Here is a 21,327-nt window from a genome sequence, read left to right as displayed (position 1 = left end):
CCTCGCCGGTACCTTGTCGAGGCCGTTGCGCCGCCGCACCTGTCGCGGAACTCCTGCGTTTGTCGCCGGCCCCCTGCAGATTTGTCCGTGATCGGTAACCGAGGCATCTCGTAAGGGCGTTCATGTGTCTTCATGGGCGCACGGCATCGGCGGAGACAACAAAGGGGCGGGCGGACATGGCAAGGCATAAGGGAAGGGGATGGAACGGCCGACTTCTCGCGGCGGCGCTCGGGGTGACAGTGGTGGCCGCTGCCACCTCGGTGTGGACCGCGCAGGCCGACACCGCCGGAGGGCGGCAGCCGCAAGTGCGTGTCTCAGTGCCGGCCGCCCGGCCCCAGGACCGGACCGTGGCCAAGGTGGCGGCGGACATCGCGCACGCCTCGGATCGCGGTGCCCGGGGTGTCAACATCACCATCGACGACGGACCGGACCCGGTCTGGACGCCGCAGGTGCTGCACCTTCTGAAGGACAGCGGTGTGAAGGCCACGTTCTGCATGGTGGGCACGCAGGCCCAGGCACACCCTGACCTGGTCAAGGCGGTCGTGGCAGACGGGCATCGACTGTGCAACCACACTGTCTCGCACGACACCACCATGGACACCCAGTCCGAGGCTTACCAGTCCCAGCAGATCCTGGATGCCGAACGCATGATCATCAAGGCGTCCGGGGGCGTCCGCCCGCAGTATTACCGGGCCCCGGGCGGTGCTTTCACCCCGTACAGCCGACAGCTCGCCGCGTCCCGGGGGATGCGACCGTTGGGCTGGAACGTCGACACCAAGGACTTCGAGCGTCCCGGTGTGGACACCATGGTCGCCACCGTCAAGCGCGAGATCTCCAACGGGCCGACCGTCCTCTTCCACGACGCGGGAGGGGATCGCTCTCAGACCTTGGCCGCTCTGCGAGAGATCCTGCCCTGGCTGAAGCAGCAGGGGTACTCCTTCGGCTTCCCCGTGCGGTGAGTGAGGCTCGCCCGCGCTGACATCAAGACCCGCCCCGCCGACGGCGGCAGGCAGGCATGAACACGTTGGTCATCGCAATTCCGGCCGGTCCCAGGTGATCAGGAACAGCTGGACGCCACGTTCTGCACAGGCCGACGGTTGCAGCAACGGTCCGGGAGCCCCGCACGCTGCGCGGGACCGGCCCATGCCACCGACCGGCTGCGCGCGGCCGTCGTGGCCGCAGACGCCATCCGACCGAGCGGGGGCGGGCGTCCTTATTTTGGTCAGACGTTCCAATCTATGGACACCCTCTAGGTGTAGCGATCTTGATGCGGACAGGATGCCCCACATGACTACGGAGACACGGAAGGCATACCTGCTGGGCGCTGAGCGGGCCGTGCACTTGCTGGCCACGGAAGAGGTGGCGAGTCGCTGGGAGAGGGAGTCGGTACCGCCCGGGATGACGGTCGGTGGACTGGCTGGTCACCTTGCGCGCAGCGTCTTGCAGGTCGAGTGGTTTCTCGACGGCGAGATAGTCGGCGCGGAGCCGGTGTCACCGGTGCGCTACTACGCGAGACTCGTCGGCACATCGCTGCCGGATTCCGCGCTCAACATCGGTGTGCGCGCGCGGAGTGAGGAAACTGCGGCTGCCGGTCCCGCTGTTGTAGCTGAGCAGGCGCGTGCCGCATGGGAAAGGCTGGCGCAACGGCTGAGCCAGGAGCCGGCCGATCGGCGTGTGGCAGTCCTCCACCGTCCTGGAGAGGAGATGCTGCTCGACGGCTATCTCCAAACTCGATGCGTCGAGTTGGCAGTGCACCTGGATGACCTGGCTCTGAGCGTGGACGCTCACTGCCCGACGCCTGAGGCCACGCTCGTTGTCGCGGTTGATGTCCTCGTCGCTGCGGCCCGTGACCGGCACGGCGATGAGGCTGTGCTCCATGCGCTTGCCAGACGTGAGCGTGATGCCGACCAGGCTTTGCGCGTGCTGTAGGCGGACTTGCCACCAGCATGCGGTGAGGCCGGCGGAGCGGCCCTGGGACGGAGCTCGGAGCTGCTCTGGCGCGAGTGATCACGGCCCTTACACCGACCCGCGACTCGGGCAGGTTCTGGACCTGCCCCGCAACAGCCCGAGTCGTGGCCATGTCGCTGTGCCGTGCCTGGGCGAGCGCACTCAGCACGGCCCGCAGTCCAGAGGGTCCCGACGCTCCGATAGGGCCTCGGCGGTCTCGTGCGTGACTGCGGTGTCGTGCTCGTCGAGCAGCAGGCCCCACGTCTGCAGGGCGTAGGGGCGCCCCTTCTCCTCACCCGTGATCAGCGGCACGTCGAGCAGTCTGAAGCCCGCCTTGGTGGCCACGGCGACGCTGGCGGCGTTCTCGGGCTCCAGTTCCAGGATCACCTGCCCCGCGCCCAGCTGCTCGAAGGCGTACGAAGCCATCACCCGCACCGCCCGCGCAGCCAGCCCCCGGCCGCGGTGCGCCGGGCCGATCGCGTAGCCGATTTCCGTGCCCTCGAGGGCACGCCGCAGCATCACCTCGCCAAGCGGTGCACCGCCGTCGACGGTGATGGCGAGCAGGATGGTCGTGCCCTCCGCCCGCAGCTGCCGGTCCCGGTCCAGCCGTGCGCGGGCGGCCGCCTCGTCGAAGGGGGAGACGATCGGTGTCCAGTACGCGATATCGGGGTCGTCGAACAGCGCCGGCATCGCGGCCAGGTCCGCCTCCGTCCAGTCGCGGAGGACGAGCCCCTCCCCCGAGAGCTCGATCCGCTCGGGAAAGGACGACGTGGTGCTGCTCATGGTGGGGGACCTCCCTGGCCTGTTCAGGACGAGGCAGGATAACCGGGGGCAGGCAACGGCTCACCAGTATTTTCCGGGCAACCTCTCGACCTCGCACGACCCTGGCAGTACCTCGATCCGCCTGCTGCCGAGGTCCGGTGCTGATCGGCACGGTTTCTGGTTGTTGGTGTCAGCCCGTTGATGTCAGGCACCTCGGTCGTCCTTGACAAGGGACAGCGGCGACCTGGCGATGGGGCCGGGCCTGGCACACGGTGTATTTCGCCTTGGATTACAGTCCCTGCCCATGACCCACGTAGGCAGCATGCTCGATCTCGCCCTTCGACGACGCGGCAGAGGTTTCCACTTCTACTACTTCGGCGGATCAGGTTGGGTGGTGGGGCTGCTGTGTCTCATGGTGGTTGTGGCACTCGCAACGTGGTGGCAGATCGCTAAGCAGCGTCGGAACCAGTGACCGGGCTGTGCTGAAACCACGAGGTCGGTGGAGTCTTTATGGCCGTGTCAAGGAGCTCTGCCAGCTGCTGGTGCTGTCAGCCGTCGGTGTCTGCGGCCTCGGCGAGTAGGTCCATGACGTGATTGTGGAACCGGCGTTCGGCGTCACGGCATGGGGGGGTTGAAGAAGGCTTGCTGAGCTTCGGCAAGATCGCAGTTCAACGCATGGTCACGAACACGGCTTCCACGCCGTGGCACCCGTTGTCTTTGAGGAACTGCTGGAGTGCGTCCGTGTCGCCAGTTGTCTCCCAGACGGGCCGGGCGGTTTCCTGCATGGCTGCGATGCGCGCCGATCGTTTTGCGTCGAAGCCCATTGGACCTGCCTTCCTGGTTTGCCCCGCAGGCTATCGCTAGGTGGGTGGGGTGCCTCGCCGGTCCACCTTCGGGCGGAAGCGGCGCCCTGTGCGTACGAAGATTGGTCTTCCCGACGGCTTCCGCTTCTACGACCTTCGTCACACCGGGCACACCCTCACGACCCGGTCCGGGGCGGCGTTGAAGGACACGATGGTGCGCGCCGGCCGGTCGACCGAACGTGCCGCGTTGATCTATCAGCACTCCGACCTGGAGGGGCAGCGCGAGGTGGCGGCCGGCCTCGACCGGCTCGTGCGGGCTCGGTGCGAAACGGCGGATGACCCGGCATCTGGCACGGATCCGGCACGAGACGCTTAGACAGGTCTGGACAACAAAGGAGCCCCCGGCCGATGGCCTGGGGCTTTCTGCGTGGAGCGGGTGACGAGAAGTGAACTCGCGCTCTGAGCTCGGGAATCACCGGTCGCTTCCCGCCAAACTAGCTAATGACCTGCGGAAACAGGAAACGCAGGCTCGCTGTGGGGTTGTCCTTGTGGCCGTGGCTGACCACACTCGGGCCGTTCGCGACCGTTGAACGCTGGGGCTGTCCATAGTCGTTGATGTCAACGCTGGATGCCGGCGGAACAGCTCCGGCATTGGGCAGACCTCCAACGGCTCATCCGGTCGGTCAGCCCATCTCCACCACACATGGCGACTGGTGCTCATACTCCATGCGGGTGGTGTGGGCTCTGGGGCGTTCACCCTCGAAGAGGGACGGCGTCAGGGGGGACGTCATGGCTCGGGCCTGACCGCCGACCGCTGACCTGCGGAATTGAGCAGACTTCTGCTCAAGATGCTGGAGGGGGTATGTGCTACTAACGTGATGCGTGTGAGAGTCGCAACCGGAGCACGCCCCGGGCGGCAAGATTCCGGATGGACCGGAACCAATGAGCGGCGAGACGTGCTCCCGCTTGGAGCTGTGACCTCTGCGAGCCACACCGAATGTCTTGCATGCGCTGTGGCCACCCGCCCTCGATCTTCGGTGGCGGAAGGAAAGGTAGAGACTCATGCGAGCACCTCATATCAAGCGTTCCCTCGCTGTAGCGGCCGCCGGTGTGATGCTGGCTGGTGGCGCCGCTGTTGGTGCCGCAGGGCCGGCTGCGGCCGCCCCTGCCCACGCGACCTCCGTGGCCAGCCATTCCTACGACCAGTGCGGCTGGTGGGATGACTGCAACGGGTACGGCTACGGCTACAACGGGTACGGCTACGGCTACAACGGGTACGGGTACGACAACGGGTACGGATACGGCTACGACAACGGGTACGGCCGCGTAGCCGTTGTCGTGGTGACCGTACCCGGCGGCTACGGCGGCTACGGCGGCTACTGAGCCAACCCGGGGAGAGGTGAACTAGCGCCGCATCAGACAACGTTCGCCCTGTGGAAAACTCGTCGAAATGGTCTGTCGGGCGTGGCCGAGGATGGTTCCTCGGGCTGCGAGCGGATCTGCGTCGGCTCTGCCACACGTTGAAATGGGAACGGCGCGGGCGCACCAGCGCCCCCGCCGGAGGCATGTTCTGGCCTGCGGATGGCTCTCTAGCTTGCGCCCGCGCTGTGCGCGGGCCTTGATGAAGTAGAGAAAGTCTTACCGCGCTATGGCTGTTCACCGTACTGACTGGCGCGTAGCGGCGCGCCCGCCCCGGGATGGTCGGCTGAGACGCGGGTGGTCGGCCGAGAGCTGAGCGGGACCGGCCGCACCCGGTACGGCAGCAGGGCCCGGACCGTGCGTTGCGGTCCGGGCCCTGCCGTGCGGTACCGCCCTGCGGCAGCGGTGCGTCAGCTCTGTGCGGTGTCGTCGCCCGTCTGCCCGGAACCCTCGGCTGCGCCTGCCTTCTCGCGCATCTTGCGCACCAGCTCCGCCTTCCGGTCGGCGGCACCCTTGCGGTCGAGGTTGCGGTGCGGACCATTGTTCTGCCGTTCGGCGCGGGACAACCTCTTGCGCTGGCCGCCCCCCATGCCCACGGGGTTGTTGATGTTCTTGCTCACGGTCATGGGTTCTCCCGGAATGATGTGAAGTGATCTACGGATTCATCGGTGGGGGACGGGCGCGGCGACGTCGAAGGACGGTCAGTGGGGGCCCGTCACGCTCTCACTCGTAAACCGGCGTCTGGAAGAACATGACAAAGACGTTACCCGGTTCCGTCGGCCCCGCACACCAAGCCCTTCGCCGCCCCGGCGTCGGCCGGGCTTTCGGCGGGCGCCCGGGGTCGGCCGTTTCCTTCCGGGAATCTCAGCACCGCCGAGTACCCGCCGGTGGTCGCCGCGCGCCCGGCGCAGGTCCGGATGGACGCTACTGGGCCGCCACGGGCGTGGTCAGTGGTCGCGAGCACGCCGACGGCATGAGCACCGGATCCGTGGAACCCGGCGCACATTGACGCGACAGCCGGTCATCGGCCTACCCATGACCGACCTGAGAAACGAAACGGACCGCCGGAGAACCCGACGGCTCGCCACGAAAGTTCGAGGTTGAGGCGAGGTTGAGGCGAGGTCGAGGCGGTTACGGCACGCGAATGGCACACGCCGAAGAGGTCTGGACAACAAACAAGGCCCTGGTCTCCGACCAGGGCCTTCATCATGGATCGGGTGACGAGAATCGAACTCGCGCTCTGAGCTTGGGAATCCTGAGAAGACGTCCCGGTGTGGGCGTTCCGGCCTGCAGGGGTAGCGTCAATGTCTGCTTCGCGCCTCAGTGGGGTTTACCGCTGTTGACCGTGGTTCTCCGCCGCAGATGGTGCGGAGGTGGTGCGACGTGGTGCGCGTTTCTGAGAGAAGGAAGGCGCCTCCGGCGCCCGCGACCCACGAGGGGTGGCTTCGGGGCTGCAACATCCGGGTGTTGCAGCAGGGCTTCGGCGCAGGCGGGTGGCGACGTCGACAAGATCAAGACGGTTCGCGTGAACGCCATGCCATGGAGGGGCGGCGGCGTCCCGCCACGGCGCGAAACCGTCGCCAGTCTTGCGTAGTGGCACGTGGGGTTTGGCTGCAGGGTCCGGCCGCAAACGGCTGCGATGAGGCCGCGCCGCGTGGGCCAGGTCGGCACAGCACCCCCGGACGAGGGCGGCCCAGACTCGCCGGATGCAGCCGTCCCAGAGGGAACCGATCCGCTGGCTGTCAGGATGGTATTGCTCGGCCATGTCTGCCGCACGCCGGTCATGGTCACCGGTGCCGAGGTACCCGGACTTCATCGTTCGGACAGTGTCATTGGGGCGGGCCCGGTGGAGGGGACTGCGGATGTCACCGGTCCCACCGCCAGGATCAAGGGAGCTGATGGCTTATTGATCGCCACGCCCGTCCCGCGGCGAGTTTGTGAGATCACCTGGCTGGCGGCACATCTCTACGTGCGGCGGACTTGGTGGTTATGGGCAGGTGGGTGCCATTGGCGCGTGTGGGTTAATCTCGCTCCGTGTGTTCAGGGGTATGTCGGATCATCGGCTACTTGAATTCAAATGTTTCATCGAATTTTGTGTCGTTGAATGAGTAATCATTCCCCCTTTTCTCTTGCTTGTTGTTGGTGAGTGGATTCACCTGCGTAATATGCGGCAGCAGTAAAGGCTTTCCGGGTGATCGGTAGGGCCCGGTACGCCATGCCCCCCCACAGAAAATGGCTTTCGATGAGGCTGAAGACCCCTCAAGCAGCTCACCGCCGTAACTTGTCCGGCTTGCTGGCCTCGGCCCTTGCCGCAACGGTTTCCGCTGCGATGGTTGTCCTGACGCCGACGGCGGCGTCGGCGACCGCAACGCCCGTACTTCTGGGCACAACCGCCACCTACTCCGTTCTGGCAGGTCAGGGAGTCACCAACACCGGCACCCCCACGGAGATCGACCACGACCTCGGGACGTACCCGAACGGGGCCATCACGGGATTCCCGCCCGGCGTCGTGCACGGTGCCGTGCACGCTGCGGACGCTGTGGCCCTCCAGGCCAAGAGCGATCTGATCGTGGCGTACAACAACGCGGCCGTTCAGGCCGAGGACTTCGACCTTCCGGCGGCAATTGGCACGGGGGCGCCGCCCGGCTCTCCCTCAGAGCTGATTCCGGGCGTGTACACGAGGGACCCCGCCGGCAGTGTCGGCCTCACCGGCGACCTGATCCTGAACGCCCATGGAAACTCCAGCGCGGTCTGGGTGTTCCAGATTCCTACGGCCCTGACGACGGCAACCAGCAGTCGGATCCTCCTCACGAACGGCGCTTCGCCGTGCAACGTGTTCTGGCAGGTCGGGAGTGATGTGACCCTCGAAACCAACTCCACCTTCGTGGGCACCATCATGGCTTTGAACTCGATCTTCGTGCACTCGGGGGCGAACATCGAGGGCCGGGCGCTGGCCCGTAATGGCGCGGTGACGCTCGACAACAACAGGATCTTCCTCAACGGGTGCGAGACCTCCACCACTGGTGGCGCGACGTCCGGAACCTCCACCAGCGGCGCGACGTCCGGAACCTCCACCAGCGGAGGGCTCGTCAGTGGCGGCCTCGTCACTGGCGGCCTCGTCACTGGTGGCGTTCTGGGCGGACCCATCGTCGACGTCACGAGCGGTGGCACCGAGGGCAACATCGCCGGCAACACCTCTGGCAATACCGCGGGCAACACCGCCGGGAACACCACATCAGGGAACACCGCGGGCAACACCGCCGGGAACGCCACCGTCGGAAACACCGGCGGCGGGCACGGCGGCAAGCCGGGCGGACCGGACCACGGCGGCAAGCCTGGCCATAAGCATGAGGGTAGGCCCGGTTATGGCGGGCACCCTGACGAGCAGAACTACGGCTACGGCGACAAGCCCAAGGACCACGAGGGTTACAAGGGCCACGAAGGCGCCAAGGACCACGAGGGTTCCAAGGGCCAGTGGGGTTCTAAGGACCACGAGGGTTCCAAGGGCCAGTGGGGTTCTAAGGACCAGTGGGGTTCCAAGGACCACGAGGGTTCCAAGGGCCAGTGGGGTTCCAAGGACCACGAGGGTTCCAAGGGCCAGTGGGGTTCCAAGGACCAGTGGGGTTCCAAGGACCACGAGGGTTCCAAGGACCAATGGGGTTCCAAGGACTACGAGGGCTAGGTAACGCACTGCAGTAAGCCCGCTCATCGGATGACGGCGCGCGGCGGAATCCTCATCGGATCCGCCGTGCGCCGCCGGTGGCAGTCCGCAGAAAAGGTCAGACGCGAGTAGCTGATATGAGAAAGACAGGGTGGGGCGGTGTCGAGCGGAATTGAATCAGCGGACGTGAAGGAACTCCAGCACTCCGATTCCGGTCCGGCCACACAGGAATGTCCTGACGACGTGCGCACACCGGTCAGGCGGTCGAGGGGTGCCCGTGCACTGAAAGCAGGACTGCGCACCGCCGTGGTCCTGTGTGTGGCAACGACTCTCGTCCATGTCCTTCTGGTGTTCCTTCATGTAGCGCCCTCCAACACCGTCTCCAAGCGATACAGCCCGCTGGTCAACGCATGGGTGTATCCCTTCTTCGAACAGAATTGGCGGCTTTTCGCTCCGGACCCCGAATCCGTCAACCGAAAGATTCTGGCGAGGACCGCACACACCGACGCCGGTGGATCGGTCAAGGTGAGTGCCTGGTTCGACCTGACTGCCGTGGACAATTCCGCAGTCGAACACAATGCGTTCCCGAGCCACACGGCGCAGAACCTGCTGCGCCGCGCCTGGACTTCCTATGTCGATTCACACGGAGGAGACGACACGGCGCGCACGGAACGCGCCTTGATGATGCAGAAGTATCTGGGCAACATCGCCGCGGACCGCGTCGCTGCCCACAACGGCGGCACCTTCGACTTCATTCAGCTCCGCGTCGTCACACTGCCCATCGCTGCATCTGGCAACCGCCCGCCGACGCCTGTCGAGAACCGGCTTCTGCCCTGGTGGAAGGTGACCCCCCATGGGAAATGAGCAGATCCCCCAGACCGCCCCCACGGCAACGACACCCCATCGGTCAAGGAGCCAACAGACTGCGCCCCCCGGCGCTGCCCAGTGGCTCGCCGACCGGATCAGTGCCGCGGGGGAGCTTCTGACCGGCCGGCCGGTGTCCCTGTACGCCGCGTCGGTGTTGCGCATCGGCTACGGACTGCTCTACCTGGTCTTTCTGCTGCGCGAGTTCCCGCACCGTGACGAGATCTGGGGCCCCGGCTCCCCGTGGACACCCTCGTTGGCGCGGCAGCTCTTCGACCAGACGGGGTGGCACAGCATCCTGACCCTGTCCGACAGCCGCGCCTACTTCGAGCTCTGCTACGTGATGGCCCTCGTCACGTCCGCACTTTTCACGCTGGGCTGGCGGACCCGCGTCATGTCCATCTTCTTCGCCGTCGTGGTGACCTCGTTCCATGCCCGAGCGATCTTCATGACGGACGGGGGCGACAACCTGCTCCTGCTGATGGCCGTCTACCTGGTCCTCACCGCATGCGGCCGGCGCTGGTCACTGGACGCACGCAGGGACCGGTTGAAGACGGCTCGTGCGGGCAACTCGCCGCAGCCGGTGAGGAGTTACTCCGCACAGCAACTCCGGGATGCCCGAATCACCTTGACCACGGTGGTGCACAACTGCGGCATGTTCGTCATCGCGGCCCAAGTCTGTTTCCTCTACGGATCAGCCGGCCTCTACAAGGTCCAGGGCGCTTCCTGGGGCAGCGGTACCGCTCTCCACTACGTGCTGAACCTCGAACTCTTCCGGCCATGGCCCGCACTTTCCCACCTCGTGGACGAGCACACGATCCTGATCGCGATCGCCGGATACATGACGGTGCTCTTGCAGGTGGCCTTCCCGTTCGTGCTCTTCGGCAGGCTCAAGTACCCCGTTCTCGCCATGCTGCTGGGCATGCACATCGGTATTGCGGTGCTCCTGGGGCTGCCTCTCTTCTCCGGCGCGATGATCATTGCGGACGCCGTGTTCCTTCCCGACCGCTTCTACACCTTCCTGGCGCACCTGAGCCGACGCGCGGCGCAGCGGACGGGCATGTGGCCGGCGCCCGAGCGAGCGACAGGATCCGGATCCGTGCCTTCGCAAGGCAGGCCCGGCGTACTGAGCTCGACGCATCGAGCTAATCCGGCGGTGGCGGTGCAGAAGGACACCACGTCGGCTGCCGGGCTCGCCTCCGACCAGAGCTGAGAGACATGGTCGCTCCGGTGCCGCAGGACAGCGGGGGCAGGGGCCGCTACCTGCCAGGGGCGGGCGGGCCCTGCCCGTCGGTCGGGTAACTGCCCCGGTCCTTCGCTTCGCCTGTCGGCCGCCCAGCCGAGGAGGTCCAACAGCAGACGGGTGGATGCCTCCGCAACATGTGCCGTCCTCTCCGTAGCGAACCGATCGAGGCCCGGACAGGCCGGGAGCCTCCGCGTGATTGATCGGCCCGACCAGCAGAGGAAGAGGCCCTTCCCGTGCGTCGTCGTCCGCCCGCTGCCAGGTTGGGCTTGATCCGCTTTGACGGACATCCGAGATCAGGGGTTCAGCCCCGGGAGGATGTCCATCATGGAGAGCATGGGGAAGAAGAAGCCTCGCCCTCGCCGTTCGTTCACGCCGGAGTTCAAGGCCGAGATCGTCGAGCTGCGCCGACGTGGTGACCGCTCGGTCGGTCAGATCGCAAAGCACTTCGATCTGACCGAGACGGCAGTGCGGCTGTGGGGCAGCCAGGCCGAGGTCGACGCGGGCCGGCGCGATGGCCTGACCAGCAGCGAACGCGAGGAACTGGCTGCACTGCGGCGGGAGAACCGCCGCATGCGCGAGGACGTCGAGGTCCTCAAGCGTGCGACGGCTTTCTTCACTCAGGAGACCCGGTGACGGTGCACCCGTTCATCGAGGCGGAGAAGCAGGCAGGTCACAGCACTAGCCACCGTCATCGACATCGCCTCGCGCCGAGTGGTCGGCTGGGCGACGGCCGACCACCTGCGGACCGACCTGGTCGCCGATGCCCTCAAGGCCGCCTGCCGCCAGCGCCGCCCGACCCGCCCGTGATCTTCCACTCGGACCGCGGCTGCCAGGACGGATTCAACCGGTCGTCGCAACACCTCGATGGTGGAGGTGTGATGGGCAGGCCGGCAGGGTGGATGAAGGAGCTGACGAGTAGGGGGCGGGGCTCGACCTTGGGCGCGTCGACCCCTTAACTGCTGCGATGGTCCGCAGGCGTCCGCGCTTGTCCACCGCTGTTCGTCGGCGCAGCCCCCCTGACCTGGTGCTCCATGGACGCCGAGCGCGATGGATCGGCGCCTTCGGCAGGTATTCGACAGGGGGGCGCCAACGTCCACTGTCTACGGCCGCTCCTGCCGGGTATCCGGCTGAGCATGCTTGCTCTGATCTATACCTCGCACAGCGCAGCAACCACGGTGTGGGCCTTCGTGGGAGCCATTCTCATCGTGCCGGCGGTGGGTTGGTACATCCGGATGAGTCTCGCCTGAGGCGCGAATCGAGATTTTTCGGAGTTGGGCGGTCTGGGGATGTCGAGAACGTGCCACCGGCTCCGTCCCGGGGACATCAGCGGCCACCACCGGCCGCACGAGGAAGAAGGAGAAATCAGCATGGCGATTCAGCGGATGGACAATGTCGGCATCGTCGTCGAGGACATGGATGCCGCCATCGCGTTCTTCGTGGAACTCGGTATGGAGCTGGAGGGCAGAGCGGAGGTCAAGGGCCTCTTCGCCGACCAGTGCACCGGACTCGACGGCGTCCGCTGTGACATCGCGATGGTCCGGACCCCGGACGGTCACAGCCGGCTGGAGCTGGCGAAGTACCGCAGCCCCGCCGTGATCAGTGCCGGGCCGCGCAACCGGCCGCACAACATTCTGGGCACCCACCGCGTGATGTTCGCCGTCGACGACATCGAGGACACCGTTGCCCGCCTGCGCCCTCACGGCGCCGAACTCATCGGCGAGATCGCCCGGTTCGAAGACAGCTATCTGCTCTGCTACCTCCGCGGGCCGGAGGGCATCATCATCGGACTGGCCGAGCAACTGCGCTGAGAAGGAGGAACCGAGCCATGCAGGACGTGGGGGCATGCGAGTCCGCGGTGCAAGGCGTCCAGGATCTCGTCGCCTTCAGCTTCACTGGCAATATCGCAGTCCAGGAGGTGCTGGACGAGAGGCAGAGCTTCGTGACGGCTCATCCTCTGATGAGGGCCTGGCGTCGTCATGGCGTCTTCTCCAGCCACCTGGACCTCGACCAGATCACTGCGCCCCGCGTGCGGACCCGGCGCTCGGAACGGCTCGACATGACGGGAGCCGGGACCGCGGTCGCAAGAGATATCGGCTTCTCACGGCGATCCTGGAGACGGCCGTCGAGGATGAGCTGATCCGACGGAACTCGTGCCGCATCCGAGGTGCCGGAAAGGAGACCGAGGCCGAACGGCCTGTCGCCACCGTCGCCCAGGTCGACGCGCTCGCCGATGCCCTCGGGCCTCGCTGGCGGCTGATGGTTTTCCTCGGTGCCTACGGACCGCTCCGGCCGGAGGAACAAGCCGAGCTGCGTCGGAAGGACGTCGACCGCGACAACCTGACCGTCCGGGTCCGGCAGGCTGCCCCCGAGCTGACCACCGGCAAGCGGGCAGAGGGGCCGACCAAGTCCGAGGCGGGCAAGCGGCTCGTGGTGCTGCCGGCCTTTCTGCGAGCCGACCTCCGTCGGCATCTCGACTGGTACGCCGAGAAAGGTCCGGACGGACTGCTGTTCGTGGGGGAGAAGGGTAAGCCGTTTCGCCGGTTCACCTTTGGGCGGAAGTGGCGTGCTGCGCTTACGAAGGTTGGTCTTCCTGACGGCTTCCGCTTCTACGACCTTCGTCACACCGGGCACACGCTCACGACCCGTTCCGGGGCGACGGTGAAGGACACGATGGTGCGCGCGGGGCAGTCGACCGAACGCGCCGCGCTCATCCATCAGCACTCCGTCCTGGAGCGGCAGCGCGAGGTGGCGGCCGGCCTCGACCAGCTCGTACGGGCTCGGCGCGAAGCAGTGGACGACCAGGCATCTGGCACGGATATGGCACGGGACGCTTGAACTGGTCCAGACAACAAAGAAGCCCCGGGCCACTGGCCTGGGGCTGTTGCATGGAGCGGGTGACGAGAATCGAACTCGCGCTCTGAGCTTGGGAATCACTGCGCTTCCGGACCCCGGGTGCAGCCTGACCAGCGCGAACGGATGCCAGTGTGAGCCCTCCGGCGGACCCTGGTGCCCGCTGTTGACCGTGGTTTACCGACCTGTCGGGCACGGATCGGGCACGTCCATGGCGTGCGACTTCTTCGTCCCGAACGCGATGGGGCCCCTGGTGGCCAGCTGGCGTCGGACACCGGCCGGCCCGTTCGCCTCTGGGGCAGTTCATGACTGTCCAGGACCGTCTTGTTGCGGCTGCCGCGTTTGGCCCCCGACGATCGTCTGCATGACAGAGAATCGACCAGATCACGACCGTGACCGGATCAGGTGGTCGTTCGTCACGAGCGGGGCCTGCGCAGAGCTTTCGGCTCGGCTGACCCTTTACTTCTCCGCGCTGCCCGGCCGAGAATGTCCTGCCTCCATCTGCACCAGACGGAACAGTGCACCGCTCCCCTGATCACCTATTCACCGGAGCTTCGGAGAAGGGTGCGCCGTGCGACGTACCACAGTCCTTACCCGCTTGTGCGGCGGTGCCGCGCTCGTCGCGGTTGCTGCCGCGGTCGGTCTCGCCCTGGTACGGCATGACGCGCCCACTCCCAGGTGGGACATCGTCGAGGCCCTCGGGGTCGCTGCCCTGGCCGCTGGCGGATGGATACTCGCGTGTCGGGCGGCGCCCACGGTGCGGGTCGAGTCGCCTGTGCCGGTGCAGGCCTCGATCCCGCGCTCGTTACGCCAACCGCCCCATGACTGGGGCCTGGCGGCGGGCGTGGTGCTGACGATCGTCACTCCGCTCGCCGTGCTTCGGTTCGGATTCACTCTGCACGAGGGGGCGCTGACAGGCCTCGTCGTCATCGCAGGGATAGGCCTCGGCTTCTGGCTGCTCGTCTACGTCGTGACCGATCTGTTGGGGCACCGGCTGGGCCCCCGCCAGCGCGTCCTGTGCGCGGACGCCACCGCAGGGCAGGTGCACGCCGTGCGGGTACGGATCGGGGCACCCATCTGGAAGCGGTACGAGAAGCGCGGCGACAAGCCCGGCACGATCAAGGCCGAGCACACGCACTGGCTCGAAGTGTCACCGATCGGGGGTGGCGTCCCACTGCAGGTCTACCCGATGTATCCGGCGGGCGGAGGCACCGGCCTGACGCGCACTACCACGGACCTGCTCCAGGCTGGACTTCAACTCGGCAGCCACCAAGCCTGGGTGTGCCTGCCGACGCGCTGGAAGCTGATCGAGAAGGAACTCCCCGTAGCTATCGTCGCCGACACCGGGCACGTGGTGTGGGGCGAGCTGTCCCGCGATGCCGCCCGCCAGTACCTCGCCGACCCCGTCAACGGCGCTCCCGTCAACCTGCACCCCACCTCTCCCGACCGCCCGAGCCTCGCCCTGGCTGGCCGTGCGAAGTTCCGCCGGGATCTGCACGGACGCCAACTCGTCTGGCTGCTCGCCGCGTTCGCACTGGCCGCACCAGCCCTGCTCGGCGCCGTGGCGGGCTTCCCTGGCTGGTTGCTCTGCCTCGGCACGGTGGTGGCCGTGGCCGCCTCCGGCCTAGGTGTCACACGCCGCGCCGGGGAACTCCCGGGCGTGATCGGCTGGACGGTACGCGAGGGTCGGGATCCGGCGATTCTGTAGACAAGCCCGTGGGATGTGGGAGACGGAGCAGGCGGCCGCAAACCGCGCAGCGCAACAGGCACTCGCCGCCAAGAAACGTCCTCCCGAAGCAATGCGGACGGCCGTGCGACCTGCACCCGAACCGCCTGTGACCTGTGGTGACCGTCCACAGGAGTCCGTGGTCATCCGGCTCCGTACGTGGTCGTTGTAGCGCAGTCAGACACTCAGGCTGTAGTCTCCCGGCGCTGTCGATGAGGTCGCCCGCACGGTAAAGGACGGGGCCCGGGGTGCGGACTGGGTCGTCTTCCTCGTCGCAGCTGCCGGCGCCGCCAACGCTGGGGCGAGCTCGTCGGGGAGTGCAACCACCTCGATGCGAACTATGGGCGGGGCGTTTGCTGAGATCTGCTGCGCTGATCGGCCGGTCATCGTGAACCGGTGACGGTCGGCTGCGGTCGTGCCGGTTGCTGTACTTCACTGCTGTATCGGAGGGTCAGTGGCGGGATGGGCAGCTCAACCCGCGTCCCCCTTCTCCAGTGAACGGCGCCGCCTCGGTCGAGGGCGGACGTACTCGAGGATCCCGCCTACAGCCGTCGCCACCCCCATCACCAAAAAGGGGATGGCAATGATCCGTCGTGCCCCCTCGCCATAGAGAGCCTGGTAGCCGAACCAAGCCGTGGCGATGCAAGTCATCAGGCCGAAGCCGAGTCCCTTTATCCTCGGTACCAGCTCCCAACGCGGGTGGTTCCACCGACTGGACTTGTCCGTCATCTCGCCCCCTCCGTCGGCACCATAGCGCGCGGTCGGCGGAGTCTTAGTGGGCGAGTCAAGTGGTACACGGTCTTGAAAACCGTCGTGGCGGCGATGTCACACGGGAGGGGCACGAGGTTCAGCGCTTCTGGGCCCTGTAGCGCCTGGGGAGAACCGTGACCTTCCCATAGTCGACCGTTTAGCTCAGTGAGCAGCGCCTGTGTGCGCAGGAGGGCAGGATGCCCGGCGAAGGCTGACGGTGAGCGCCGGGTACTCTCTGCCTTCCTTGTCCACAAAGCCTGGGGGGCACATGCGTGCAGGTTCACCATGGCGCAAGTTGATGAGCTCGGTGCTGGCAGTCGGCACCCTTGTGACGTGTGGTTGCTCGTCGCAGTCGGAATCCGGTGCCTCGGCGGACCCAGCGACGTCGACATCATCCGCCGAATCCCATCCACAGCCACTGACAACTACGCAGCTGAAGGAGATAGCCTTTCGAGAGGGGGAGATCCCACAGGCTCGCGAAGGCGCCGTACCCATAACGGAACCCAAGCCGGAGGGGGCGGGACGCTCCTTCCCGCCTGTGTCCGATCGCGCCTGTCAGACCATGATTGACATACGCAGTGGCCGATGGGCATCGGCCCGCATCGTCCAGACCTTCAACTGGAAGAACGACATCTGGCCTGCCGGGTCCACTCTCGCCTCCTACGAGGACGGAGAAGCCGACCAGTCCTTCATGGAGCTCAAGCAGGCACTTGCCTCGTGCCGCTCCTACGAGGGAGAGGGCTACGCTGGGAAGTTCAAGGCAACAGTTGCCGTAGAAGCCGCGCCGCCGGTCGGCGACGAGGCAGTGAGTTTCCGAGAGATCATCCCCATGGGACGGGAGAACCCCGGAGACCGCGACGAACAGTTCATCGTGGTGCGTGTCGGGAACACCATTGTGGAGTTCACCATGCTCAACGTGGGTGGCAGCTCGTCCTTCCCGACCGAGCTGGTCAGCCGGCAGGTGGATCGGCTGCGGAACGCTCAACGCCCCTGATCTCAGGCGAAGACGACTGGCCGACGACTCCTCCCATCCCGTCCGCCTCCGGCCCACACACCGTGGAGCGGGCGTGGTTCAGGGCGTCAAGGTGGAGCGCGCCACTGTACGACCGACCTTGACGCCCTGGGCCGCGACTGCTCGGCTCCGCCTGGGCCGAGGGTGGTCGGGATGGGAGCCCACGACGCTCGCCACGAATCCGCCGGCACCCGCGTACGACGCCCCGACCCATCCCGGAGTCTGAGCGCCCCCGCCGGAGGCATGTCTTGTGCCTTCCGTTTCTCCTCGTCCAAGCTCCCTCGCTCTAGTTGCGCGACCGGCGTAGCCGGGGAGCGCGCGACGAGCGGAGCGAGGAGCCTTGATGAAGTAGAGAAACTCTTACCGCGCCAGCACCGGTCGTCGGGCACCGGGCGACACCAAGTCTGATGCGGGCAAGGGGTTCCTCGTTCTGTCGGCCTTTCTGGAGAGGGACCTCAAGCGGCATCTCGCCTGGTACGCGGAGAAGCAGCCGGATGGACTGTTGTTCGTGGGGGAGCGGGGCAAGCCTTCCGGAGCTCCACGGGGCGGAAGTGGGGGAAGGCTCGAACCGAGGTCGGGCTGCCTAAGAGCTTCCGCTTCTACGACCTTCGTCACACCGGACACATGCTCTCGACGCAGTCGGGCGCCACGCTCAAGGACACGATGGTCCGCGCCGGGCAGTCCTCCGAGCGTGCCGCGCGGCTGATCTATCAGCACTCGAACCTGGAGCGTCAGCGGGAGGTGGCCGACGGGATCGACGCCCGCGTCCGCGCCGAGCGGGAGACGCTGCGATTGTGCCCGACGATCAGGCATCGGGCACGGAACGGGCACGCGACGCCTGATCCGGTCTACACAACAAAGAAGCCTCGGGCCGATGGCCTGGGGCTTTTGTGTGGAGCGGGTGACGAGAATCGAACTCGCGGTCTGAGCTTGGGAATCCTGAGACGACGTCCCGGTGTGGGCACTCTGGCGTGCAGGGATAGCGTCAATGCCTGCCCCGCGCCTTGGTGGGGTTGACCGCTGTTGACCGTGGTTCTCCGCCGCAGATGGTGCGGAGGTGGTGCCACGTGGTGCGCATTCCTGAGAGAAGGAAGACACCCCGGCGCCCGCGACTCACGATGGGTGGCTTCGCCATCCCGCTCGGCAGGGTCCTGGCCGGAGCGAACCGCCACGACTCCCCGTTGCTCGCCCCCACTCTGGAGAACTACTTTCCTCTTGGGGGCAGGGGGGGTTGGAGACCGCGGAGGATCTTCGCTTCGGTGCTGAGGTAACCGCTCGCGTAGTCGAACCGCGGGGCGTCGGCGAAGGTCAGATAGAGCCATTTGAAGTTCTCGGCGAAGACGTAAGCCGGGCAGTAGTCACCTTTAGCCATGGGGCGCTTGGTCATGTCGGTGATGACGGTGTAGCCGCCGGGCACCCGGTGGTGTTTCTTCAGGTTCTGGAAGTAGCTCCATGATGTGGCCCGGTAGAACGGGTCGCCGGTCTGCCAGTACAGATCGAAGGCACCGTTGGCGTACTCGGGGCGCAGCATATTGTCAGGCGTGAGGACGGTGAGGTGGATGTAGTCGATCTCCTCCGGAATCACGGTGTACTTCTCCTGCACAGCGGTCCAGGAGCGGTAGTACTCCTCCGCCAGGGGGTTGTCCCCGCCGACGGCCAGGACGTTGACCGCGAGCGAGTACTGGCGCCGGCCCATGAGGGCGCCAGTACGGAAGTCGGCCTGCTTGAACCACAGCAGACCGCCCACGCGCTCGGCCAGGTGCTTCTTCAGCGAAGCATCGAACATCTGGAACCAGCGCAGGCAGTCCCAGTCGCCGAACATCGCCCAGCCGCCCCACAGGTACTCATAGAAGGAATCCGCTGGTGGGTTGAGGGCGATATCCACACGGTCAGCCCATGCTCCGGTCTCCACGTTCAGGGTCGTACCAAGCAGATCGAGCGAGGAACGGCGCGTCACCACCGCTTGAAGGGCCCGCTTGGATGCCTGGAAGTACCGTGAATCGCCCGAGAGTTGGGACAGCATTCCGAACTCGAGGATGTTGGTGCCGATCTCCGCCAGCGGAACGGTGCTGCCAGTGACAGCGCCGGTACGCAGATTGACGTGCCGGTAGGGCATGCCGGTGGGGGAGCGGGTGAAGGCCGGGAGTAGCCGGTCCGCCAGATCGACGCACATGGTGAGCAGGTCCTGCTCGCCGGTAGCGAGGTAGCCGGCAAGCAGGCCGCCCACCAGCCGGATGATCGCCTCGAAGACCGGGAACTCGGCGTCGAGATCGAAGTCCAGACGGGCCGTGATCCACTCCAGGCACCGCGCGACCTCGTCGTCCAGCTCCATGACGTAGTGGGTGTCCAGCGCCTCGATGATGGACAGGCCCACCGAGTACCGGTCGGAGAAAAACTCCCGGAACCCCCCCGAGACCGGCAGCAGCTCGTCGTGTCCCCACGCGTGCCGCTGGTAGCCCTTCCAAGCGTGGAGGAACTCCGCCCGAATTTCCCTCGCCTTCCCCGGATCCGGCGGGCCGACCCTCGATACGAACGGCTTCGCCGGTTCCGGCGGGCCGACCCTCGATACGAATGGCTTAGGCAGGCGCGAATCGGTGCCCCCACCCAGAGGGACCACCCCACACGCAGGAGCGCCGAGGAAACCGCCAGCGGTGAGCCCGCCGACCGCAGCCGGAATGCGCAGCACACTGCGACGGGACAGACGGTTCACCACGCGCGGACCGGTGTGTGTCATGCGGGTACTCCTGGCCAGCACAGACGAGGATCTCGCATTATGTAGCATAATAGCTACACTGCGTCGCAGGCGCCTCGAGGAGCCTCTGCTCCGGATTCGCGGAACGACCCGAACGAGCAGCCACAGCGAGGCCACCGCGTCAGGCGCGCGGGAGAGACCCCGTGACCGCCCGGCGTATGCGGCAGGTGCCGGGTTTCTCGGGCGCCGCCTGTAGGTGTGGCCTGGGCTGGAGAAGGCGCTCAAGCCGGCGTACGGCGTCAAGGGGGCAGTCCCGGAGGTCATCCTTCCGTTCCGGTCGTCGTTGGTCCCTGTTGAGCGGCCTGTTCCAGAAGTGGCGCAAGGCGCGACGGACGGTGGGCATGCCCGACAGCTTTCGCTTCTACCTTCGTCACACCGGACACACGCTCTCGACGCAGTCGGGCGCCACGCTCAAGGACACGATGGTCCGCGCCGGGCAGTCCTCCGAGCGTGCCGCGCGGCTGATCTATCAGCACTCGAACCTGGAGCGTCAGCGGGAGGTGGCCGACGGGATCGACGCCCGCGTCCGCGCCGAGCGGGAGAAGGCTGCGATTGTGCCCGACGATCAGGCATCGGGCACGGAACGGGCAGGCGACGCCTGATCCGGTCTACACAACAAAGAAGCCCCGGGTCGACCTGGGGCTTTTACGGGGAGCGGGTGACGAGAATCGAACTCGCGCTCTGAGTTTGGGAATCACCGTTCACGTTGGCCAGGCTGTGCGCCTGACCTGCGAGGGAACGGGTCTGCCGTGCGTCTACTTCGGTATCAGTCATCTGGCGTTGACCGTGGTTGACCGCTCGTTCTGGTGCTCATCTGGTGCGGTCAGATGATGAGGTAGACGGGCCGCAACCCGACGACGTGGTCGAACATGGCTAGACCTGCCTCCCCGAACTTGCGCGAGCGATGGTCCAGGTCTGTTGGCCGTGCCGTGCGGCGTGGGTGCGGAAGTCGAAGAAGCCCAGACCATCGATCTTGCACCCGGCGTCGATCTCTTCGAGTGTCCAGCAGTGGTCGGAGTAGTCGTCGACGGCGACGCCGCCGGCTTTGAGGACGTGTGACAACAGAGCGCGGATCTCGACAGTGCCGTCGATGTGGCTGGAGACGCTGACCAGCAGGGCCCAGGTCGGACGATGGCCGAGCGTGGAGTCCAGTAGGCGTACGTCCTCGGGAGTCCAGCCGAGGAACAGGTGATCGTCCTGCTCGTCCATGAAGTCGATGAAGAGCTTCCCGTCCGACCAGTACCCGTCCTTGCCGGGCATCAGCCGGTCGAGCCGTGCGGCTGTCGCGGTCGACTCTCCAGCGGGGAACACGTAGACGGTGCGCATGGGCGGAGCGTAAATGGCGACGCAGGGCTGTGGCCACGGAGTTTCAGCCCGGTCATGGATTGTCTTCGCCGATGGCGGCAGTGCGGACGGCGAGTTCGCTGAATGACGGGATGCCGAGGCTCACCGTTGAGGTACTTCATCGCTGCTGCCGCTGTCTCCACCGACGCTGTGAACGCAATTCGGAACACTTCCTCGTCTACCGACGACTC

The 21,327-nt window shown here is 66.3% G+C and carries 16 protein-coding genes and 5 pseudogenes; 16 read left to right on the top strand and 5 right to left on the bottom strand.

Annotation, left to right across the window (positions count from 1 at the left end; translation table 11 throughout):
- The first annotated feature begins 176 nt into the window (after positions 1-176).
- Positions 177-959: a polysaccharide deacetylase family protein gene (locus OG878_RS19240; protein WP_328887929.1), complete on the top strand. Its 783-nt coding sequence runs from the start codon at positions 177-179 to the stop codon at positions 957-959.
- 328 nt (positions 960-1,287) lie between these two features.
- Positions 1,288-1,929: a maleylpyruvate isomerase N-terminal domain-containing protein gene (locus OG878_RS19235; protein ID WP_328887928.1), complete on the top strand. Its 642-nt coding sequence runs from the start codon at positions 1,288-1,290 to the stop codon at positions 1,927-1,929.
- A 180-nt stretch (positions 1,930-2,109) separates the two neighbouring features.
- Here OG878_RS19235 and OG878_RS19230 read toward each other — a convergent pair whose 3' ends face one another.
- Positions 2,110-2,730 (bottom strand): GNAT family N-acetyltransferase, encoded by a 621-nt coding sequence (locus tag OG878_RS19230; RefSeq protein ID WP_328887927.1) that lies wholly within the window; start codon positions 2,728-2,730, stop codon positions 2,110-2,112.
- A 647-nt stretch (positions 2,731-3,377) separates the two neighbouring features.
- Positions 3,378-3,533 carry a hypothetical protein gene (locus OG878_RS19225; RefSeq protein ID WP_328887926.1) on the bottom strand — a complete coding sequence of 52 codons (156 nt, stop codon included), beginning with the start codon at positions 3,531-3,533 and terminating at the stop codon, positions 3,378-3,380.
- A 55-nt stretch (positions 3,534-3,588) separates the two neighbouring features.
- Between OG878_RS19225 and OG878_RS19220 the strand changes: the two are divergent.
- Positions 3,589-3,888: pseudogene (locus OG878_RS19220) on the top strand (tyrosine-type recombinase/integrase); the annotation flags it as partial.
- A 686-nt stretch (positions 3,889-4,574) separates the two neighbouring features.
- A complete protein-coding gene (locus OG878_RS19215) occupies positions 4,575-4,895 on the top strand; it encodes a hypothetical protein (protein WP_328887925.1) in 321 nt (106 codons plus the stop codon).
- Positions 4,896-5,341: 446 nt separating this feature from the next.
- Here OG878_RS19215 and OG878_RS19210 read toward each other — a convergent pair whose 3' ends face one another.
- On the bottom strand, positions 5,342-5,557 hold the full coding sequence (locus tag OG878_RS19210) for a DUF6243 family protein (RefSeq protein ID WP_328887924.1): 216 nt from the start codon (positions 5,555-5,557) through the stop codon (positions 5,342-5,344).
- Between the two features lie 1,703 nt (positions 5,558-7,260).
- Here OG878_RS19210 and OG878_RS19205 point away from each other — a divergent pair.
- The 11 genes and pseudogenes from OG878_RS19205 to OG878_RS42300 form a co-directional block, all read left to right on the top strand.
- Positions 7,261-8,613: an ice-binding family protein gene (locus OG878_RS19205; protein WP_328887923.1), complete on the top strand. Its 1,353-nt coding sequence runs from the start codon at positions 7,261-7,263 to the stop codon at positions 8,611-8,613.
- 165 nt (positions 8,614-8,778) lie between these two features.
- Positions 8,779-9,456: a DUF5819 family protein gene (locus tag OG878_RS19200; RefSeq protein WP_328887922.1), complete on the top strand. Its 678-nt coding sequence runs from the start codon at positions 8,779-8,781 to the stop codon at positions 9,454-9,456.
- Complete coding sequence (locus tag OG878_RS19195) at positions 9,446-10,669, top strand: HTTM domain-containing protein (RefSeq protein ID WP_328887921.1); 1,224 nt, start codon at positions 9,446-9,448, stop codon at positions 10,667-10,669. Before OG878_RS19200 ends, OG878_RS19195 begins: the two co-directional genes overlap by 11 nt.
- Positions 10,670-11,026: 357 nt before the next feature.
- Positions 11,027-11,335, top strand: coding sequence for a transposase (locus OG878_RS19190; protein ID WP_328887920.1), 309 nt, complete (start codon positions 11,027-11,029; stop codon positions 11,333-11,335).
- Between the two features lie 45 nt (positions 11,336-11,380).
- Positions 11,381-11,535, top strand: a pseudogene (locus tag OG878_RS42305) (DDE-type integrase/transposase/recombinase); the annotation flags it as partial.
- Positions 11,536-12,069: 534 nt separating this feature from the next.
- Entirely contained in the window at positions 12,070-12,510 is a 441-nt protein-coding gene (locus OG878_RS19185; RefSeq protein ID WP_328887919.1) for a VOC family protein, read from the top strand.
- Positions 12,511-12,698: 188 nt separating this feature from the next.
- A pseudogene (locus tag OG878_RS19180) lies at positions 12,699-13,537 on the top strand (tyrosine-type recombinase/integrase); the annotation flags it as partial.
- A gap of 586 nt (positions 13,538-14,123) precedes the next feature.
- Complete coding sequence (locus OG878_RS19175; protein WP_328887918.1) at positions 14,124-15,260, top strand: hypothetical protein; 1,137 nt, start codon at positions 14,124-14,126, stop codon at positions 15,258-15,260.
- 1,330 nt (positions 15,261-16,590) lie between these two features.
- Positions 16,591-17,022, top strand: a complete 432-nt coding sequence (locus OG878_RS19170) for a hypothetical protein (RefSeq protein WP_328887917.1) — start codon at positions 16,591-16,593, stop codon at positions 17,020-17,022.
- Positions 17,023-17,410: 388 nt separating this feature from the next.
- Positions 17,411-17,882 (top strand): annotated as a pseudogene (locus tag OG878_RS19165) (tyrosine-type recombinase/integrase); the annotation flags it as partial.
- Positions 17,883-18,164: 282 nt separating this feature from the next.
- Positions 18,165-18,260, top strand: a pseudogene (locus OG878_RS42300) (IS5/IS1182 family transposase); the annotation flags it as partial.
- Here the strand turns inward: OG878_RS42300 and OG878_RS19160 are convergent.
- Entirely contained in the window at positions 18,245-19,774 is a 1,530-nt protein-coding gene (locus tag OG878_RS19160) for a glycoside hydrolase family 47 protein (RefSeq protein ID WP_328887916.1), read from the bottom strand. The pseudogene OG878_RS42300 and the gene OG878_RS19160 overlap by 16 nt on opposite strands.
- Before the next feature lie 311 nt (positions 19,775-20,085).
- Between OG878_RS19160 and OG878_RS19155 the strand changes: the two genes are divergently transcribed.
- Positions 20,086-20,394: a hypothetical protein gene (locus OG878_RS19155; protein ID WP_443049129.1), complete on the top strand. Its 309-nt coding sequence runs from the start codon at positions 20,086-20,088 to the stop codon at positions 20,392-20,394.
- A 271-nt stretch (positions 20,395-20,665) separates the two neighbouring features.
- On the opposite strand, the gene OG878_RS19150 is transcribed toward OG878_RS19155, so the two are convergent.
- Entirely contained in the window at positions 20,666-21,118 is a 453-nt protein-coding gene (locus tag OG878_RS19150) for a hypothetical protein (protein WP_328887915.1), read from the bottom strand.
- Positions 21,119-21,327: the final 209 nt, after the last annotated feature.

This window comes from Streptomyces sp. NBC_00316 (genome assembly GCF_036158715.1).
Classification (GTDB): Bacteria; Actinomycetota; Actinomycetes; order Streptomycetales; family Streptomycetaceae; genus Streptomyces.
The sequence above is the reverse complement of the archived record's forward strand: the minus strand, read 5'-3'. Positions and strand labels throughout refer to the sequence as shown.

Coding starts and splice junctions, on each gene's coding strand:
- OG878_RS19240 (WP_328887929.1), top strand. CDS start 177: ATGGCAAGGCATAAGGGAAGGGGATGGAACGGCCGACTTCTCGCGGCG.
- OG878_RS19215 (WP_328887925.1), top strand. CDS start 4,575: ATGCGAGCACCTCATATCAAGCGTTCCCTCGCTGTAGCGGCCGCCGGT.
- OG878_RS19170 (WP_328887917.1), top strand. CDS start 16,591: ATGATTGACATACGCAGTGGCCGATGGGCATCGGCCCGCATCGTCCAG.
- OG878_RS19225 (WP_328887926.1), bottom strand. CDS start 3,533: ATGGGCTTCGACGCAAAACGATCGGCGCGCATCGCAGCCATGCAGGAA.
- OG878_RS19185 (WP_328887919.1), top strand. CDS start 12,070: ATGGCGATTCAGCGGATGGACAATGTCGGCATCGTCGTCGAGGACATG.
- OG878_RS19235 (WP_328887928.1), top strand. CDS start 1,288: ATGACTACGGAGACACGGAAGGCATACCTGCTGGGCGCTGAGCGGGCC.
- OG878_RS19190 (WP_328887920.1), top strand. CDS start 11,027: ATGGAGAGCATGGGGAAGAAGAAGCCTCGCCCTCGCCGTTCGTTCACG.
- OG878_RS19205 (WP_328887923.1), top strand. CDS start 7,261: ATGGTTGTCCTGACGCCGACGGCGGCGTCGGCGACCGCAACGCCCGTA.
- OG878_RS19160 (WP_328887916.1), bottom strand. CDS start 19,774: ATGACACACACCGGTCCGCGCGTGGTGAACCGTCTGTCCCGTCGCAGT.
- OG878_RS19150 (WP_328887915.1), bottom strand. CDS start 21,118: ATGCGCACCGTCTACGTGTTCCCCGCTGGAGAGTCGACCGCGACAGCC.
- OG878_RS19195 (WP_328887921.1), top strand. CDS start 9,446: ATGGGAAATGAGCAGATCCCCCAGACCGCCCCCACGGCAACGACACCC.
- OG878_RS19230 (WP_328887927.1), bottom strand. CDS start 2,730: ATGAGCAGCACCACGTCGTCCTTTCCCGAGCGGATCGAGCTCTCGGGG.
- OG878_RS19210 (WP_328887924.1), bottom strand. CDS start 5,557: ATGACCGTGAGCAAGAACATCAACAACCCCGTGGGCATGGGGGGCGGC.